We start from the raw sequence: 18,586 nt of genomic DNA on the forward strand, positions 1-18,586 counted from the left end.
TCGCTTCCGGACCTTCCCGGCTGCAGATCCAACCGGCCAGGATAGTTGTCGTCGACCGGTCAGGTTAATTGTCGCCGGCCACTTTGCGCAGATTTCCAGCTTCGAACCGCGAATCTGGCGCGCGTGGACCGTACTGGCCGCTGAGCACAATGCCGACAACGCCAAGGTCCTGTTCGACCATGTGGATGTCAATCGGGCCGGTGCCATTGCCCCGGCCCAGGCCATCCGCTGGCTGCTGGCGACCCAGACCTTCTCGGTGAGCTGCGGCAAGAGCGAGTTGTCCCACACCGGTACCGCACCTTCGGCGACGGCGGTGATGGCTTTGCCGCTCGGGCGCAATCTCTTCGATACCTTGTCCTACGCGCTAGTGCCGCAGAACCGGCTGGTACTGGCCGGCGACCTCCCTGTATGGGAGCGGGAACCGGAAACATTGGAGGCGCTAAAAGGAGGTTGCGAGCGTGCGGTCAGCGGCTTTGCCGACCGCTACACTTGGCGCATTCGTGCCATCCGTCTGCAAGTCGACAGCCATGGCGCGGTTTCCCGACTGGCGTTTGCATCCGGCGTGGGGCCGCAGACCGAGCAGCAGAGCGATCCGATGCTGGGTTACCGGGTCGACGAGAAGAAAGGTCGATTGCCGGTGATCTTTCGGGAACGGGGGTTCTGGCGCGACTTCGATTCCCTGCTGCCCGATGCGATCGGCTGCGCCCCCCAGATCATCGAACACGCTATCGGCCTCGGTCGCGCGGTGCCGCAACGCTTTCCTTCCTCGGTCTTGGTGGCAGGGCAGTCCAACGACAAGGCCAAGATCGAATACTGGCGCATGGAGCGTTTCAGTCTGCCGCCCGCGCTGGCCGGCTGCCGCATGGTACGAGCGGAGATTCGCGTTTTGCTTGCCGCCGCTGAAGAGGCACAAACCGCGCTCTGGCACGCCTGCAAGGCCTTTGCCCGCAATCTGCTCAGCCGTGGTGAGCGGGAGCCGGCTGGCAAGGATGTAAGTAACTTCCTGCGCCAGATGCCCGTCACCGACAGCTACTGGTCCAGCCTGGAGCCCTGTTTTCATCAGATCCTCGCCGAGTACACCGAGGAACGCGATCCCGACGACATCCGCCTTTCGTGGCTCCGGCACGTGCGCTCCGCCATGCGCAGCGCATGGCGCGCTCACGCCTCTGGCGTGGCAGCCGGCGATGCCTGGGCGATCCGTGCGCTGGCCCAGGCCGAAGCACCTGTCCTGCGCCACCTCGGCAGGCTCAATCAAGAAATTTCCAAGCTCGAACCTACAAAGGAGTCCGCATGAGTGCCTACCTGGACTGGTTGGAAGATTCGAACAAGAGGGATAGCCGCGTCCGGGCCGTGCTGCGCCGCAGCCTAGCCTTCGATCCCGGCGCGTTTCCAGCGGCCTATCCCTATGTCGAGCCCTTCCTCAGGGACGAAGACAGCCACTGGCGCCGACAGGTGCATTACCTCGTAGCTGCTTTGTGGGCGACCCACTGGACGGCGTCGCGTACCGGAATCGCCCTGCCCATTGGCGAGGCCGTTGCGCAGCACCAGCAGATGAGTGGTTCTGCCAGCACCGAGCGCCGCTTTATCACCCTGCTGGATGCGGATGCTGACGAACTGCCCTACCGGCTGCGCCAGATGGTCGCCCTGCTGAAGGATCAGGCCATCGACTTCGATGCACTATTCGCCGACCTGTTGCGCTGGCACGCCCCCGGCAAGCGCATCCAGAACCAGTGGGCGCGCCAGTTCTATCGCACGCTGCAAAAAGACACCGATTTGCCCGAAGAATCCGAAACCGAAGAGGCGTCCGCATGAAAACCATCGTCGAAGTCCACGTGCTGCAAAACTTCGCCCCCTCCAACCTGAACCGCGACGACACTGGCGCTCCCAAGGACGCCCTGTTCGGCGGCACCCGCCGGGCGCGCGTTTCCAGCCAGTGTTCCAAGCGGGCAGTGCGGCAGTTCTTTGCGACAAACGGAATTTTCACTAAAGAAGAGCTTGCCGTACGAACGAAACGGCTGCTTCAGGAATTAAAGAGTCGGCTGAGAAACGCTGAGCGGAATGATGAAGACATCGAAACGAAGGTGTCTGCTGCGATTACGGCTACAGGTTTAAAACTCAAGGGTGAGAAAACAGAGTATTTGTTATTTCTCGGGGAACAGGAACTCTCAAGGCTTGCTGCAGAAATCGACAAGCGATGGAATGAAATCGGGGATAGTTCCGCACAGGCTGCCCGGTTGAGACAAAGTATTTCTGAGCATCCCATCCGCGCGTCCCGCACGCCCGGCGTTCCGGAAGAAACGACTATGGCTTACAAGGAGAACGGCAGCGCCGCGATGACCGACACGTCATTGGTGCGAGCTCGCGGCGTTAGAGGACGCTGTGGAGCGAGCCCGACTCTGAGCATGGTCCGGGAATCGTCGGCGACAGTGGTGAGCACAGCGATGTGCATCCCGTTTGAGAGATCGAGTCGAAATCGACGCTTCCCTTGGCGCTGCCGTTCTTGGACGAGGATGGAGCAGATGATGGCGATGCGCAAGCGGACAGACACGGTGTTCCCGAACGCGGCGGGGATCGATGTGGGTGCTTCGAGCCACTGGGTGGCGGTGCCGCCCGACGCGGCAGAGGAGTCGGTGCGCGAGTTCGGCGTCATGACGGACGATCTGCGCGCCTTGGCCGACTGGTTGCTGGCGTGCAAGGTGGAGATCGTCGCCTTGGAGTCGACCGGCGTGTACTGGATCCCGCTGTTCGAGATCCTGGAGCAGCGCGGACTGCAGGTCTGGCTGGTCGATGCGCGACAGATGAAGTACGTGCCCGGCCGCAAGAGTGATGTGCAGGATTGTCAGTGGCTGCAGCGTTTGATGAGCTACGGGCTGCTGCGCGCAGCATGGCGACCTGCCGGAGAGGTCTGTGAGCTACGGGCGATTGCCCGGCTGCGCGAGACCTTGCTCGCCGAGCAGGCCAGTTGGGTGCAGCGCATGCAAAAAGCCTTGGTGCAGATGAATATTCAACTCACCGAGGTGCTCACCGACGTGATGGGGATGAGCGGTCAGGCGATCATCCGTGACATCGTCGCCGGCGAGCGCAACCCTGAAGTGCTGGCGCGTCACCGTCACCGGCGGGTCAAGGCCAGCACCGAGGAGGTCATCCGTGCGCTGACCGGGAACTGGCGCCAGGAGCATCTGTTCGTGCTGGGTCAGGCACTGTCGATGTACGACGACATCGCCCGTCACCTGCGCGAATGCGACGCCCAGATGCAGGTGCTGCTCGGGCAGCGGGCGCAGTGCGCGATCAACGTTGGCGCGGTGCCTCGAGCCGGCAGCAAGGCGCGCGCTGCCTTCGATGTCCGGCAGATGCTCGCCAATTGGGCAGGGGTCGATCTGACGCGGATCAACGGGCTCGAGGTGAGCTCGGTGATGAAGATCCTGACCGAGATCGGACCCGACCTCTCCCGCTTTGCCAACGTGAAGCACTTCTGCTCGTGGCTGGGGCTGTGCCCAGGGACCAAGGTCAGCGGTGGCAAGGTGCTCTCGGCCGGTACCAAGCGTTCGGCCAACCGCGTGCGCCAGGCCCTGAAGATGGCCGCGATGACGCTATCGCACAGCAACTCCGCCCTCGGAGCGTTCTATCGGCGCCTTTGCAGCCGGATGGACAAACCCAAGGCGAACACCGCAACGGCGCATAAGCTCGCGCGCATGGTGTATTTCATGCTCACCCGCGGCGAGGCCTTCGTCGACCAGGGGCAGCAGCGATACGAAGAACTGCAACGCGAGCGCAGCATCGCTGCACTCAAACGCCGAGCCACCGCGCTCGGGTTCCAGATCAACCCCATCGGGGCAGCCGCATGAAAACCGCCCCGGCTAGTTTTGTTTCTTGAGAGGATCTGGCGAGCGATCTCAATGAACGACAGTTGGCTTACCTTTTTTGCCTACTGAAGGTTGACGGCGACGTAGGGAAGGTAAAGCAGGAGAACGTAGTCGCTGCCGAAAACAGCTTGGACGAGATACTCAGTTTGCTCAGAAAGTACAAGTCTGAAATTCCGGAATTGCTGGACAAGAAGATACCCAAAAGAAAGAAGGAAGAAATTCCCGCGTGGGAGGTCGATCTGGCCGATCTGCTAAAGGCAGAGAAGGGTGGCGCATCTATTCTAGGAAAGTATCTCCTGAAAATTCTTGACGGTGGGAAAGCAGTTGATCTGGCACTGTTCGGCCGCATGCTCGCAAACATGCCCGAAAAGAACCAGAACGCCGCCTGCCAGGTCGCTCATGCCCTGTCCACCCATGCAGTGGAACGGGAATTCGACTTCTACACTGCCGTCGACGACCTGAAGCCCGAGGACACCGCCGGCGCGGACATGATGGGAACGGTGGAATTCAATTCTGCCTGCTTCTACCGCTACGCCGTGGTGGACTGGGAGAAGCTCGGGGAAAACCTGCAGGGCGACACCGAACTGGCCGCCAAGGGCCTGCGTGCCTTTCTCGAAGGCTTCGTGGTGGCCGAACCTACCGGCAAGCAGAACACCTTTGCCGCCCACAACCCGCCGGAATTCATATTGGTCACGGTGCGTCGCAATACGGCACCGCGCAATCTGGCCAATGCGTTCGAGACGGCCATCCGCGCCCGGGACAGCCTGACGCGCAGTTCCGCCAACGCGCTGCTGGGCAAAGCCAGGGTGCTGCAGGCGGCCTATGGTGGCGAATCGTCAGCCTTCGTGCTGGATCTGACCGGTGCGGAGATCGGCGACGCGGCGGCGCCGGCGGCTTCGCTCGCTGCCCTGATTGACGCCGTGATGGCTGAAGTGCGGCGGGGTTGACCCATGTCCACCGTACTGCTGCGCCTGATGGGGCCGATGCAGTCCTGGGGCACTACCAGCCGCTTCGATGAGCGGGACACCGGAAAGGAGCCCAGCAAGTCAGGCGTGCTCGGGCTGGTGGCGGCCGCCCTTGGCATTGATCGGGAGAACTGGCACGACCTGGAACCCCTGTGCCGGCTGCGCATGGGCGTGCGCCACGATCGTCCCGGCGTGCCAAAACGAGATTACCAGACCGCACAAGGGGTCATTACTGGCAATGGGCTTGCCAAAGATCCCGCCGTGACCACCCGCCATTACCTCGCCGACGCGGCCTTCCTGGTCGGCCTGTGCGGCGACGACCGCGGCTTGCTCGAACGCATCCATGGCGCCCTCGCCGATCCGGTGTGGCCGCTTGCCCTGGGACGCAAGTCCTATGTGCCCTCGGAGCCTATCTGGATGCCCGATGCGGTAGTGGATGCCGACATGCGCGACACACTTGTCCAGTGGCCCGCCATCGCCTCACCCCGCCCGGGCGCGCCACCTACCCCGCGGATTCTGTCCCTCGAGTCCGCCGACCGCTCCGGTCTGATGAAGATGGATCAGCCCCTGTCATCCTTTGACGAGCGCCGTTTTGGCCCCCGTTTCGTCGTTTCGGAGGTGCTGGATGTTCCTGTCCAAACTGGTCCTTGACCCCGCTCACCCACAGGCGCGGCGGGATCTTGCCAATCCCTATGAGATGCACCGTACGCTGAGCCGGGTCTATGCCGAGAGCCCAGATGGCCCGCCGGCACGCTTCCTGTGGCGGTTGGAACACACCGGCAACCACCTACCGGAGGATGGCACCACCGTACTGCTGCAATCTGCGACGCCTGGCCGCTGGCGTTGCCTGCAGGAACTGACCGGGTACCTCCATGCCCTGTATCCGGACAAGGCGGTAGCTCTCGATGAGTTGCTGCAGCCGGGTCGCAGCTATGTTTTCCGGCTTTGCTGCAATCCAACCGTCACCCGCAACGGCAAACGCTACGGTCTACTGCGCGAAGAAGAACAGGTCGCCTGGCTGGCCCGCCAAGGCCGCCAACATGGATTCACCCCGCTCCATGCCCGTATCGTCCGCAGCGAGCACGCTACCCATCACCAGGGACGTGGTGGTCAACGCATCACATTGCAGGTGGTGCAATTCGATGGCCTGCTGCGGGCGGAGGATCCGGCGCAACTAGGACAGGCTCTGGTGAACGGCATCGGCCATGCCAAAGCGATGGGCCAGGGTATGCTGTCGATCGCCCCAGGGCACGGCTGAGCATGCTACCACCCCTCAAACCCATCCCGATCAAGGAGCGCCTGTCGATCGTCTTCGTCGAGAAAGGTGAGATCGATGTGGTGGATGGCGCCTTCGTGGTAGTGGACCAGCAAGGCTTCCGGGTGCGGCCGGTGCTCACCCACATCCCGGTAGGCGGGGTTGCCTGCATCATGCTAGAGCCCGGCACGCGGGTATCCCATATGGCAGCTGCACTGGCGGCGAGGGTTGGTACGCTACTGGTATGGGTCGGGGAGGCCGGCGTACGCCTGTATTCCTCCGGCCAGCCCGGTGGAGCGCGCGCTGACCGACTGCTCTACCAAGCGCGATTGGCGCTGGACGAAGCCCTGCGGCTGAAGGTGGTGCGCAAGATGTACGCGATGCGCTTCGGTGATGAGCCGCCGGCCCGACGCAGCGTGGAACAGCTGCGCGGCATCGAGGGGGCACGGGTCAAGCGTACGTATCAGCTACTCGCGCAGAAGTACGGCGTGAAGTGGACCGGTCGAGCCTATAACCCGGAGGACTGGGACGTCTCCGACCTGCCCAACCGCTGTCTGTCGTCCGCTACCGCTGCGCTCTACGGCGTGACCGAAGCCGCAGTGCTGGCTGCGGGATACGCCCCGGCAGTGGGCTTCATCCACACTGGCAAGCCGCTCTCGTTCGTATACGACGTGGCCGACATCTACAAATTTGACACCGTAGTACCCGCTGCCTTCCAAGTTGCCTCCAGCAACCCACACAACCCGGAGCAGGCCGTGCGCCTAACCTGCCGCGACATTTTCCGCAAGTCGAGACTTCTGGAGCGCATCATCCCGGACATCGAGGAAATCCTCGGGGCCGGCGAGATCCCCCGCCCCGAAGCACCGGAAGAATCGGTCGGGCCCGCCATCCCCAATCCGGAGAGCCTGGGCGATGCTGGTCATCGTGCTTGAAAACGCTCCGCCCCGACTGCGAGGCAGGCTGGCGGTATGGTTGCTCGAAGTACGCGCCGGCGTGTACGTCGGCACCTATTCGCGGAAGGTGCGCGAGCACATCTGGAGCCAGGTGGAGGCAGGTATCGAGGACGGCAATGCGGTGATGATGTGGCACACCAACAACGAGGCCGGCTTCGAATTCCAGACCCTCGGCCCTAATCGCCGCCTGCCCGCCGACTGGGACGGTGTACGGCTGGTCAGCTTCCACCCGGAAGCGCGACGCGACGATCCTTAAAAACCCGGAAAATTACACCGACAAGCGCATGAGTCGGTAGAATTTTCGCTACCAATATTTCCATGGAAATTCATGGAGATGGAGGAAGTGTGTTCCCCACGCCCGTGGGGATGAACCGGGGGCGTAGATGTCGGGCATGGGGCGCGCGGCGTGTTCCCCACGCCCGTGGGGATGAACCGTGAATGGCGGCAAGCTTGCCGTCATAGGTGGTGTGTTCCCCACGCCCGTGGGGATGAACCGTCGCCGAACCCGCCCTGTGCGCCGCCGGACTGGTGTTCCCCACGCCCGTGGGGATGAACCGTGGTGCCGGCGAAGCCGATCGTGGAGGCGATGGTGTTCCCCACGCCCGTGGGGATGAACCGCGCACGCACGACGAGCGCGTGGACTTCGCGTCGTGTTCCCCACGCCCGTGGGGATGAACCGATGTAGCCGGAGTCATTGTCGATGAGGATGTAGTGTTCCCCACGCCCGTGGGGATGAACCGCCCTGCGCAGCGGCGGCGCGATCAACACCGCGGTGTTCCCCACGCCCGTGGGGATGAACCGTCACCTTCATGGCCCATCAGCTTCTCGAATGCGTGTTCCCCACGCCCGTGGGGATGAACCGTCGCCCACCGGCGCGATGGCGGGATTCAGCGCGTGTTCCCCACGCCCGTGGGGATGAACCGCAACCACGAGCGCGACAATCTGCGCGCCAAGAGTGTTCCCCACGCCCGTGGGGATGAACCGGATCTTGACGAGGCAATGCGCTTCGCCGACATGTGTTCCCCACGCCCGTGGGGATGAACCTGCGTCATGCGCCCGCTCGCATCGTCAGCGAACGTGTTCCCCACGCCCGTGGGGATGAACCGCCGCGCGCCCAGATCCTCGCAGACGGGGGCGACGTGTTCCCCACGCCCGTGGGGATGAACCGCGCGGCGTCCAGCTCAATGATCGTTTGCATGAGTGTTCCCCACGCCCGTGGGGATGAACCGTTGTCCATCAGGTCAGCGACAGCGACCTGGGAGTGTTCCCCACGCCCGTGGGGATGAACCGGCGGCTTCGACTGGGACGAACTCAAGACCGCGGTGTTCCCCACGCCCGTGGGGATGAACCGTAGGCGAGGATCTCGTTACGCCAGTTCTTGGTGTGTTCCCCACGCCCGTGGGGATGAACCGCGATGGAGCCATGTCACGACCGCATCACGATCGTGTTCCCCACGCCCGTGGGGATGAACCGTTGAGCGCGTCCTTGAGTTGGCGCGTCAGCATGTGTTCCCCACGCCCGTGGGGATGAACCGTACATGGTCAGTTCCTGTTCATGAGCTTTTCGGTGTTCCCCACGCCCGTGGGGATGAACCGCGTTCTGGTCTGGCGACCGGGTTACTCGGCGAGTGTTCCCCACGCCCGTGGGGATGAACCGTGCCCGCACAACCCTGCCCACAAGGAGCCGCAGTGTTCCCCACGCCCGTGGGGATGAACCGCCGAGTAACGGCCCAACCCACCGCAGGAGACCGTGTTCCCCACGCCCGTGGGGATGAACCGACGTGGTCGTGCGGATGATGGAAGCCGTGGGCGTGTTCCCCACGCCCGTGGGGATGAACCGGAACCATCCTGAAGATCACCGACGAGGAAGGCGTGTTCCCCACGCCCGTGGGGATGAACCGACGCACGATGTAGTCGCGCAGCAAGCGATGCAGTGTTCCCCACGCCCGTGGGGATGAACCGTTTTCCCCGCTCTTCGTCGATGCGCTGGCCTGGTGTTCCCCACGCCCGTGGGGATGAACCGGCCACCGCGTGCACCGGCTCATCCGGGTGAACGTGTTCCCCACGCCCGTGGGGATGAACCGCGCCATCAGCGCCTGATAGGCTTGCTGACCGCGTGTTCCCCACGCCCGTGGGGATGAACCGTGCTCGATGCGGCAAGCGCCATCCTCGCGCTCGTGTTCCCCACGCCCGTGGGGATGAACCGCGGAAACAGCAGGCGTCGTGATCGACCTTTTCGTGTTCCCCACGCCCGTGGGGATGAACCATGGTGATGCGCTACCTACGCCTGCGCGGCTCGGTGTTCCCCACGCCCGTGGGGATGAACCGATCAAGGCACCAGACATGCTGGGCACAGCTCAGTGTTCCCCACGCCCGTGGGGATGAACCGTACTACGGCGAGGGCGGGCAGGACCAGCACATGTGTTCCCCACGCCCGTGGGGATGAACCGGACGCCAACATCAGCAACCCCACGCCGGGCCTCGTGTTCCCCACGCCCGTGGGGATGAACCGGCGCAGGGTCATGTGCCGGCTCCGGCGAATAGGTGTTCCCCACGCCCGTGGGGATGAACCGGCTGTGGAGTAACTGAATGGCAGCCAACTACGGTGTTCCCCACGCCCGTGGGGATGAACCGGTGTACTTCCGCGGGGCCGCGCCGCTGTTCGCGTGTTCCCCACGCCCGTGGGGATGAACCGCATCGCGTTTTTCCTGTGCCAATGGCAGCAGAGTGTTCCCCACGCCCGTGGGGATGAACCGGCCAACGTCATCGCCCGCCCCATGCGCAACCTGTGTTCCCCACGCCCGTGGGGATGAACCGGTCGCCGGCCTCTACAAGATCCCCATCGCCAAGTGTTCCCCACGCCCGTGGGGATGAACCGACTACGGCCGCGGCGCGATCGCCAAGAACATCGTGTTCCCCACGCCCGTGGGGATGAACCGACTCCCGTTTGGGTCGCGGCCAAAATCGTGGAGTGTTCCCCACGCCCGTGGGGATGAACCGAATCACGATCAAACGCGAGGCCGATGGAGCCCGTGTTCCCCACGCCCGTGGGGATGAACCGCTGCGAGTCTCGCTGTGGGTTGGCCCGCACAAGTGTTCCCCACGCCCGTGGGGATGAACCGTGCTGGGCACCGTACTCGGAGCCAAGGGCGCCGTGTTCCCCACGCCCGTGGGGATGAACCGCACGCCGTGGTGCTGACGCAATCCGCGCTCGAGTGTTCCCCACGCCCGTGGGGATGAACCGTGATTGCGGTCGCCGTCGCGGTCGCGATGCGCGTGTTCCCCACGCCCGTGGGGATGAACCGGAGATGAGCGATGGCTAGAGAGCGCATGAATCGTGTTCCCCACGCCCGTGGGGATGAACCGGAGTGAGGAAATGGCTGGCGGACTGCTGATGCGTGTTCCCCACGCCCGTGGGGATGAACCGTCCGAGCCGCCCGCGAGGCGGCAGGGCTCACCGTGTTCCCCACGCCCGTGGGGATGAACCGACGAAGAAGCCGAGGCTCATCATCATGCGTGGGTGTTCCCCACGCCCGTGGGGATGAACCGAGCTTGCGCGGGTCGAACAGGGCGAGGCGCGCGTGTTCCCCACGCCCGTGGGGATGAACCGGTGCCGGTATGAGCTTCGCCCGCCAGATCGACGTGTTCCCCACGCCCGTGGGGATGAACCGCGCACCAGGGGCGTCGCGCCCCGATGGTTTTCGTGTTCCCCACGCCCGTGGGGATGAACCGCCCGAGAGATCCGCCTTTGCCAGCGCCGCCGGGTGTTCCCCACGCCCGTGGGGATGAACCGGTGGTGGTGGCGCCATCGGCGCCGGCCACGACGTGTTCCCCACGCCCGTGGGGATGAACCGCGCGACCACGTCACCCTCGCAGACGTCATGGCGTGTTCCCCACGCCCGTGGGGATGAACCGTGCCGTGCGGCCGATCCTAGCTCGACGGCCAGGTGTGTCAAGCGACACGAAGATTTAACCCCCTGACGACATCTGGAATTGACCCCCTGGGTTAATCAACTCTCCGACGTGATCGGGGTGGGGGCAGCGGCCTTCTGCAGAAGGCCGCTGCGGCGCTTGTCGCGCAGCCGGTAGCTGTCGCCCCTAATTGTGATGACCTGGCTGTGATGCAGCAGCCGATCGAGGATGGCGGTAGCGGCCACCGCGTCGCCGAACACCTGCCCCCACTCGCCAACGGGCCGGTTGCTGGTGATCAGCATGCTGGCCCGCTCGTAGCGTCGCGACACCAGCTGGAAGAACAGGTGCGCAGCGGCCGGCTCGAGCGGCAGGTAGCCCAGCTCATCGATGATCAGCAGCTTGGGCTTGGAGAGCTGCAGCAGCTTCTCCTCGAGCCGTCCGTCGGCGTGCGCCTTCGTGAGCCCGGCCATCAGCGCCGCTGCCGAGGTGAAGAGCACCGTGTAGCCGCGATCCACCGCTTCGCGCCCGAGGGCGACCGCCAGGTGCGTCTTGCCTACGCCCGGCGGACCGAGCAGCAGCAGGGCCTGACCGTGCCCGATCCAGCGACCGGAGGACAGATCCCGGATCTGCCCTGGATCGATCGAGGGCTGCGCGTCGAAGTCGAAGCCTTCGAGCGTGCGCACGCACGGGAAACGGGCGAGCTTCATGCCCATCTGGATGCGTCGGGTGTCGCGCCGGGCGACCTCGCGCTCGGCCAGGAAGAGCAGCGCTTCGCGCAGTGTCATCTGCGCCCGGCTGGCTTCGTCGAGCAGGCTGTCGAGCTGGTCGCGGATCGCCGTGAGCCGCAGCCGGGTGAGCAGTTCGTCGAGTCGGTCGGCATCGATCATCACCAGCCTCCTCCGACGAGCGCTTCGTACTCGGCCAGCGGACGCAGCAGCGCATCGGTGGGCGGCGGCGCCTCGATCTGGGCCGGCGGCAGCGACCCACCCAGCAGGTGGCTGCGCTCGATGCTGCGACCGCGACTGCCGGCGAGCTCCGCATGGCGGGCGACTTCCTCGCCGGCGTACTCGACCACCACGGTGTCGGCGCTGACCACGACCGTCACCGTCTCGCCAATCAGCCGCCACGGCACGCTGTAGGCGTTGGTGTCGAGCTCGATGCAGCCCTCCGCATTGACTCGGCGCACGAGCTCGCGCACCTGCAGGAAGGGGGCGATCCCGGCAACCGGACGCAGGTGTTCACGCTCCAAGTCGAAGCGCTCAGCGGGCGTGACACCGGTCGTACCGTGGATGCGCACATCGGCCACCTCGCGCTGCCAGCGCGCCAGGTGCGCCTCCATCGCCGTCCAGCTCTCGAAAGCATGGCCGGCGATGGCGTTCTTCTTCACGTAGCCCACGCCGTTCTCGGTCTTGCCCTTGGTGCGCGCGCGAAACGGCGCGCACGCCTTGGCACGGATATCCCAGTGCCGGCAGAACGCCTCGAAGCGGCTGTTGAGTCGGACCTGGCGCGTCTGCGTGTCGTGTTTGTCGACCAGCGCCTTGGCGTTGTCGATGAGCAGCGTCTGCGGCCGTCCGCCGAAGTGGACAAACGCCGCCTCGATCCCAGCGAACCACGCACTCTGGCGCTCGTGCCGGAACGCGCACGCAAATCCCCGGCGCGAATAGCCCAGCGTCGCCACGAACAGGAACACTCGCACCGACTCGCCGCCGATCAGCACACGTGTCTGGCCGAAGTCGATCTGCATCTGTTCGCCCGGTCCGGTCTCGAAGCGGATCGTCGCACGGCGACTCGCCTCCAGTTCCTGGCGGAACCCTCGACACGCGCGCTCGACCGTGCGCAGGCTCGTCTCGATCCCCAATTCCTTGCTCAACTGCTGACGCACCACGTCGCAGTTGCCCCGGTGCTGCAGGAAACGCTCCCGCAGCCATGCGTCGTGACCGCCCAGCACGCTGGCACGCTGCGGCTGCCGGTACGCCACCGGCCCGCCCGCGTTCAGATACCGCCGCACCGTGTTGCGCGCGATGCCCAGCGCCTTCGCAATCCGCTTCGCACCCCAGCCCGATTGCCCCAACCGAACGATCGTCGTGACCGCCTCCGGCTCCAACATCTCCTGCACTCCGCAAACCAGACGGCGTACAGGATTCACCTCGATGTGCTTCGTTTCCAATGATGGCCTCCTCGCGAACGAGGGGGTCAGTTCCTCGTGTCGCTAGGGGGTCAATTTACGGTGTCGCCTGACAAGGTGTTCCCCACGCCCGTGGGGATGAACCGCGTTCCTGGAGCACGTCGACGTCACTGGCGGCGTGTTCCCCACGCCCGTGGGGATGAACCGAGGCGGTGGCGCTGTGGAACGGGGCGGCGGTGGTGTTCCCCACGCCCGTGGGGATGAACCGGTTGCTTGCGGCTGCGGGCGGAACGTCCCACTGTGTTCCCCACGCCCGTGGGGATGAACCGTTGCCGTTGTTTCCGGTGGCGGACTTAATCTGGTGTTCCCCACGCCCGTGGGGATGAACCGACGAACGCAGCCCCGACACCAGCGGAATGACGGTGTTCCCCACGCCCGTGGGGATGAACCGCTCACAGGCATGACCGACCCTTCCGACGCAACGTGTTCCCCACGCCCGTGGGGATGAACCGCCGACGTTTCGAGAACTGCAGATGCTGCGCAGGTGTTCCCCACGCCCGTGGGGATGAACCGCGCGCGCACGTCTTGCGGATGAACTCGGCCTGGTGTTCCCCACGCCCGTGGGGATGAACCGTCGGACGCCGAGCACGTGGCCGCCGGCACGCAGTGTTCCCCACGCCCGTGGGGATGAACCGGGGCCGGACACGTACAAGGTGTGCGTATTCCGACCCATCGTGACCGCCCATTCCGAGAAGGGTGTGACCGGTGATTCCGAGGTCGTGACCGGCGATTCCGATTTGATCGTGACCGATTCAGGCCGCCGTCGGAATCACCGGTCACGTTGTCGGAATCGTCGGTCACGATCAGATCGGAACGGCCTGTGCGGCCAGCGTGGCAACCATCCTTGTCACGGCTACCCTCGCGCGCTTTGCGCGGAGCGAAGGGATGCCGGCGGAGCGGATTGCCATGCACAAGATCAAGGAGCTGTTACGGCTCAAGTACGACTGCGCGCTCTCGCATGAGCGCATCGCGCGCGCGCTGTCGATCTCCAAGGGCGTCGTCGCCAAGTATTTGAAGGCGGCCGAGGCCAGCGGCGTGGGCTGGGCCGAGCTGGCGGCGGCCGACGAGGCGCGCTTGCGTGCACTGCTGGGCGGGACGCCGCGTCCGCGCGGGACGGCGGTGGGCTACCGGATGCCCGATCTCGCCGGTGTCCATCAAGGCCTCAAGCGCAAGAACGTCACCCTCGCACTGCTGTGGGAGGAGTACGTCCAGGCGACGGCCGGGCCGACCTACCAGTATTCGCGCTTCTGCGACCTCTACCGGGACTTCGCCAAGGGCCTCAAGCGCTCGATGCGCCAGGTGCACCGCGCCGGCGAGAAGCTCTTCATCGACTACGCGGGCGACACGGTGCCGATCGTCGACGCCGAGACCGGCGAGATTTCTCGGGCGCAGATCTTCGTGGCCGTGCTCGGGGCCTCGAACTACACCTTCGCCTGCGCCACCGCCACGCAGTCGCAGGCCGACTGGCTGGGGGCGCTGGGGCGGGCGCTGCGATTCATCGGCGGCGTGCCCGAGCTGATCGTCCCCGACAACACCCGCTCCATGGTCGGCGAACCGGACCGCTACGCGCCGCAACTGCAGCGCACCACTGCCGAGTTCGCCCAGCACTACGGTGTGGCGATCCTGCCCGCACGCCCCTACAAGCCGCAGGACAAGAGCAAGGTGGAGGTGGGCGTACAGATCGTGCAGCGCTGGATCCTGGCGCGCCTGCGGCACCGGCGCTTCTTCTCGCTGGCCGAGCTCGACGTGGCCATCGCCGAGCTGCTCGAGGATCTCAACGCACGCTCCTTCCAGCGCCTGCCCGGCAATCGTCGCAGCGCCTTCGAGACGCTCGACCAGCCGGCGCTGCGTGCGCTGCCCGCCACGCCGTTCCAGTTCGCCCAGTGGAAGAAGGCCAAGCCCAACATCGACTATCACGTCGAGTTCGACGGCCACTACTACAGCGTGCCCCACGCGCTGGTCGGGCAGGTGTTGCCGGCTCCCTGATTCCGCACAAATCTGGCGTCGTTAAACGGCGTCGTCGAGTGGGCGCCGGCGGCGCCGTAAACGGCACGAGGGCCGCGCGCGTCGGCCCTCGTTGTGCTGGGGGCGCGGCTCGATCAGAACGACGGATCGTCGAACGGCAGCTCGGCCTGCGTGAGGCGATCCTGTCGGTAGTGCTCGAGCAGGGCGAGCTCGTAGTGCGCCCAGATGCGCTCGCGCAGATCGTCGAGCAGCTCGATCACGGCCCGGGCCTGCCGGGCGTCCAGTCGGCGTCGATGAGCAGGTCCAGGCCGCGCAGCAGCCCGGACGGCGGGTGGTCGGTCTTCATGCGGGACTCCGTGCGGATTTGCGTTTGCGGGCGTTGGTGGCGGCGCGCTCCTGGGCTTCCTTGTGGCGCCAGGACGGGCCCTTGAGGGCGATGATCTCGGCGTGATGGACCAGGCGGTCGATGAGCGCGACCACGCAGGCGGCGTTGGGGAACACCTCGGACCATTCGGCGAAGGACTTGTTGGTGGTGATGAGGGTGCTCTTTTTCTCGTGGCGACGGCTGATGAGCTCGAAGAGCAGATCGGCGTGGCGGTTCGAGTAGGAGAGGTAGCCGACCTCGTCGATCACCAGGAGCGTGGGGCTGGCGTAGTGGCGCAGGCGGCGGCGCAGCGCCGAGTCGGAGTCGAGCGCGGCGAGCTCGCCCAGGAGCTGGCCGGCGGTGGTGAAGAGCACGGTGTGCCCGCGCAGCACCGCCTGGTGGGCGATGTTCTGCGCGATGGTGGTCTTGCCGAGCCCGGAGGGGCCGACCAGCAAGGCGTTGGTGGCGGTCTCGAGGAAGCCGAGCGTCATCAGCTCGGCGATGGCGGCCTGGTCGCACTGCTCGGGCCAGCGCCAGTCGAAGTCGGCCAGCGGCTTGAAGCGGCCGATGTGCGCGCAGCGCGCCCGGCGCTCGAGTGAGCGTCGGGCGCGCTCGGTCTCCTCCCACTCGATGAGCGGGGCGATCCACGGTGCCTGGGCGCATTCGGTCCAGTGGCTCACCACACCATGCAGTTGCAGCGCGCGGGCGCGCGCGAGCAGCGGTTCAGGCGTCGTCATGGTCGTCCTCCAGCAGGCGGTCGTAGCCGGCCAAGGGGTGGGCGCGCACGGTGACATCGCGCGTCTTCAGATGCGCGGGTAGCGGCACGCCCAGCGGCGGGGGCGCCTCGCGCCGGCGCTCGAGCGCCAGGCGTACCGCGTTGGGATGCGGCACGCCGCGCGCGAGTGCTTCGTCGACGGCGACGGCCAGTTCGCCCGCCCCGTAGCGATCGAGCAGGTCGGTGAGCGCGCGCGTGGTGCGCCCGAGCGGCTCACCGCGCTCGGCGGCCTGGGCGAGCAGCGCCTGGCAGGCCGGCACGGCCGCCGTCAGGCGGTCGGTGGCGCGGTGGGCGCGGGCCGCGTGCTTGTGCGCGACGAGCGCCTCGAGGTGCGCGGCACACTCGATCTGCTGGCGGCGGTCGTAGCTGCGCGCGTGGGTGGCGATGACGTCCTCGCCGTCGAGGATGCGCACCCGCAGCGGGTCGGCGCACACGGTGAGGGGGCGCCGCACATGGGTGTGGGGGATCGAGTAGTCGTTCAGATCGAAGCGCACGTACGGGGTCTTGCCCGCCGACACCGCGCGCAGCTCGTCGGTCGGGAACGGCGCCTCGGGCCGCGCGAGCAAGCGCTCGCGCTCGGCCGCGAAGGCCTCGGCCACCGTCATCGAGGCGTCCTCGGGGCAGCTCCGCGCACCGGCGGCGCCCTCGCACCAGGCCTGGGCCTGCGCGTTCAGGTCGTCCAGATCGGCAAAGGGGCGCCCGGCGAAGAAGGCCTCGCGCACGTAGCGGATCGCGCGCTCGACGCGCCCCTTCTCGTTGCCGCGCGCCACCGCCACCGGGCGCGGCTCGAAGCGGTAGTGGCCGGCGAGCGCGAGCAAGGTGGGATGGAAACGGATCGCGTTGCCGCAGCGCTCGAGCACGGCGCTCTTCAGATTGTCGTAGAGGGCGATGCGCGGCACCGCCCCCCAGTGCGCGAAGGCGCCCACGTGACCGCGCAGGAAGTTCTCCATGCGTGCATCGAGGAAGAAGCGTAGATAGAGCTGGCGCGACCACGACAGCACCATCACGAAGGCCATCAGCGGACGGCGCGCGCGCCCGATCGTCAGGTGCCCGAAGTGCCCCCAGCCGACCTGGGCCTGCTCGCCGGGCAGGGTGCGTAGCCGCAGATAGGCCTCGGCGCTCGGGCGCGGGCGGTGGCGGGCGATCAGGTGGCGGAAGTGATCGGGGCGCCCGGGGTAACCGTGCGCGCGCACCATGTCGTAGAGCCGCGCGGCCGTCAGGCGCGGAAACTGGGCCAGCGTGTCGTGGATGAAGGGCAGATAGGGGTCGATCGCCGAGGCGCGCTGCACGGCGCCGTGCCGGGGCAGACCGGCTTGGGTGAGCACGCGCGCGACGGTGTCGCGGTGCAGCCCGAGCTGCCCGGCGATGGTGCCGATGCGCCAGCGCTCGGCGTGGTAGTAGCGCAGGATCTGCGCTTCGTGTTCAGGGGACAGGGCCATGGCGGGGCGGACTCCGTTCGGATCGCGGACAGGGGCGCCGAACCGGGGAGTGCAGGAAGTCCTGACGCACGAACGGGGACAGTGCGCGGTGGCACAGGTGGCACTGCCCGCTCGCGGACGGTACGGACTCGGGCACGGTCGGCGCAGTCCTCACTTCAACAGGCGGGGCCGGGGGTGGAGAACCCTGATGCGTCACTTCTTGGCGTCGCGCGCGATAGCGGCGCTGGCGCTGAGCGTGCGCCAGGCGCCCCGGGAAGCTCGCCTGGTAGCGCGTGCCGGCTGCCCGCAGCGAGGCCGCGCGGGCACGCTGGGCGCAGCCGGCGGCGCAATAGCGCTGCCCCCGATCACAGTGGCTGCAGATCAGCACTGCCGCGCGGCACGCGGCACAGAGATAGCGTCGTCCGGTCGACTCCATGGGCCTTGAGGCCCGTGGGAGACTCGACGCCAGCGCCCACTTCGTGAAAGACTACGGGCGCAACGACCGCGCAGCCTTGCGCGGGTGCGGGGCGCGACACTGGGGATGACTTGGCGGTTTGAGCCGGTGTCGCGCCTGCGTTGCCACAGGCCGAGCCCGATTGTGCGCGCATCGGCCACTCGGGTGCCAAACGCCCTCCCTCCCGATTGCACGAACACCCCGCCCGCCATCGGCGCGCCGGGGTCAGGGGCGTTTCCAGCCGCCCTACGGGCGCCTTCCAACGCCCCTGACCCCATCAAGCAAACAGCCGCTATCCGCTCACCAGATCAAGGTCATGCTGTGCCGTGCCGGCGGTGGACGCCGGATTTGTGCGGGAATCGACCGCCGTTAACACCACGCCCAAGTACGCACTGGACCTACGTCAAGTCCTCGGCCTGAGCCGACGTCCAAGAAGTCCAGCATCAACAGCCGCTCTTCGTCCGAACCGGTCGTGCAT

The 18,586-nt window shown here is 66.2% G+C and carries 13 protein-coding genes, 2 pseudogenes and 2 CRISPR repeat arrays; of the genes and pseudogenes, 10 read left to right on the forward strand and 5 right to left on the reverse strand.

Translation table 11 applies throughout. From position 1 onward, the window contains the following. From C665_RS06660 to cas2e, 9 genes and pseudogenes are all read left to right on the forward strand, one after another. Positions 1 to 1,294: type I-E CRISPR-associated protein Cse1/CasA (locus C665_RS06660; RefSeq protein WP_004303602.1), on the forward strand; the 1,294-nt coding region annotated here is incomplete at its 5' end. Continuing rightward, positions 1,291 to 1,812 (forward strand): type I-E CRISPR-associated protein Cse2/CasB, encoded by a 522-nt coding sequence (casB, locus tag C665_RS06665; protein WP_004303607.1) that lies wholly within the window; start codon positions 1,291 to 1,293, stop codon positions 1,810 to 1,812. The genes C665_RS06660 and casB, both read left to right, overlap by 4 nt. Further along, positions 1,809 to 2,213, forward strand: a pseudogene (locus tag C665_RS21085) (type I-E CRISPR-associated protein Cas7/Cse4/CasC); the annotation flags it as partial. The gene casB and the pseudogene C665_RS21085, both read left to right, overlap by 4 nt. A 309-nt stretch (positions 2,214 to 2,522) precedes the next feature. After that, complete coding sequence (locus tag C665_RS21090; RefSeq protein ID WP_040828183.1) at positions 2,523 to 3,845, forward strand: IS110 family RNA-guided transposase; 1,323 nt, start codon at positions 2,523 to 2,525, stop codon at positions 3,843 to 3,845. 62 nt (positions 3,846 to 3,907) lie between these two features. After that, positions 3,908 to 4,810 (forward strand): type I-E CRISPR-associated protein Cas7/Cse4/CasC, encoded by a 903-nt coding sequence (gene cas7e / locus C665_RS06675; protein ID WP_281054723.1) that lies wholly within the window; start codon positions 3,908 to 3,910, stop codon positions 4,808 to 4,810. Positions 4,811 to 4,813: 3 nt separating this feature from the next. After that, positions 4,814 to 5,479, forward strand: a complete 666-nt coding sequence (cas5e, locus tag C665_RS06680) for a type I-E CRISPR-associated protein Cas5/CasD (protein ID WP_004303609.1) — start codon at positions 4,814 to 4,816, stop codon at positions 5,477 to 5,479. Further along, on the forward strand, positions 5,454 to 6,086 hold the full coding sequence (cas6e, locus tag C665_RS20140; protein WP_004303610.1) for a type I-E CRISPR-associated protein Cas6/Cse3/CasE: 633 nt from the start codon (positions 5,454 to 5,456) through the stop codon (positions 6,084 to 6,086). The genes cas5e and cas6e overlap by 26 nt, the downstream gene beginning before the upstream one ends. 2 nt (positions 6,087 to 6,088) lie before the next feature. Further along, complete coding sequence (gene cas1e, locus C665_RS06690) at positions 6,089 to 7,015, forward strand: type I-E CRISPR-associated endonuclease Cas1e (protein WP_004303611.1); 927 nt, start codon at positions 6,089 to 6,091, stop codon at positions 7,013 to 7,015. After that, entirely contained in the window at positions 6,996 to 7,292 is a 297-nt protein-coding gene (gene cas2e / locus C665_RS06695; protein WP_004303612.1) for a type I-E CRISPR-associated endoribonuclease Cas2e, read from the forward strand. Before cas1e ends, cas2e begins: the two co-directional genes overlap by 20 nt. 89 nt (positions 7,293 to 7,381) lie before the next feature. After that, positions 7,382 to 10,950: a CRISPR direct-repeat array (repeat unit 29 nt; unit sequence GTGTTCCCCACGCCCGTGGGGATGAACCG). Positions 10,951 to 11,045: 95 nt separating this feature from the next. Here cas2e and istB (C665_RS06700) read toward each other — a convergent pair. Both istB (C665_RS06700) and istA (C665_RS06705) read right to left on the reverse strand, forming a co-directional pair. Continuing rightward, entirely contained in the window at positions 11,046 to 11,834 is a 789-nt protein-coding gene (gene istB, locus C665_RS06700) for an IS21-like element helper ATPase IstB (protein WP_004299423.1), read from the reverse strand. Continuing rightward, positions 11,834 to 13,054, reverse strand: coding sequence for an IS21 family transposase (gene istA / locus C665_RS06705; RefSeq protein WP_004299421.1), 1,221 nt, complete (start codon positions 13,052 to 13,054; stop codon positions 11,834 to 11,836). The genes istB (C665_RS06700) and istA (C665_RS06705) overlap by 1 nt, the downstream gene beginning before the upstream one ends. A gap of 135 nt (positions 13,055 to 13,189) precedes the next feature. After that, a CRISPR array of direct repeats spans positions 13,190 to 13,767; the repeat unit is 29 nt; unit sequence GTGTTCCCCACGCCCGTGGGGATGAACCG. A gap of 250 nt (positions 13,768 to 14,017) precedes the next feature. On the opposite strand from istA (C665_RS06705), the pseudogene istA (C665_RS06710) reads away from it, so the two are divergent. Next, positions 14,018 to 15,100, forward strand: a pseudogene (istA, locus tag C665_RS06710) (IS21 family transposase); the annotation flags it as partial. Positions 15,101 to 15,231: 131 nt separating this feature from the next. Here istA (C665_RS06710) and C665_RS21275 read toward each other — a convergent pair. The 3 genes from C665_RS21275 to istA (C665_RS06725) all read right to left on the reverse strand — a co-directional run bounded on the left by C665_RS21275 (position 15,232) and on the right by istA (C665_RS06725) (position 17,675). Next, the gene (locus tag C665_RS21275) at positions 15,232 to 15,357 is read right to left on the reverse strand and encodes a hypothetical protein (RefSeq protein WP_281054724.1); all 126 of its coding nucleotides are present in this window, start codon (positions 15,355 to 15,357) and stop codon (positions 15,232 to 15,234) included. 82 nt (positions 15,358 to 15,439) lie between these two features. Next, positions 15,440 to 16,198 (reverse strand): IS21-like element helper ATPase IstB, encoded by a 759-nt coding sequence (istB, locus tag C665_RS06720; protein ID WP_004303614.1) that lies wholly within the window; start codon positions 16,196 to 16,198, stop codon positions 15,440 to 15,442. Then, positions 16,185 to 17,675, reverse strand: a complete 1,491-nt coding sequence (gene istA / locus C665_RS06725) for an IS21 family transposase (protein ID WP_004303615.1) — start codon at positions 17,673 to 17,675, stop codon at positions 16,185 to 16,187. The genes istB (C665_RS06720) and istA (C665_RS06725) overlap by 14 nt, the downstream gene beginning before the upstream one ends. Positions 17,676 to 18,586: the final 911 nt, after the last annotated feature.

Origin of the sequence: Thauera aminoaromatica S2 (assembly GCF_000310185.1) — a bacterium.
Lineage (GTDB): Bacteria > Pseudomonadota > Gammaproteobacteria > Burkholderiales > Rhodocyclaceae > Thauera > Thauera aminoaromatica.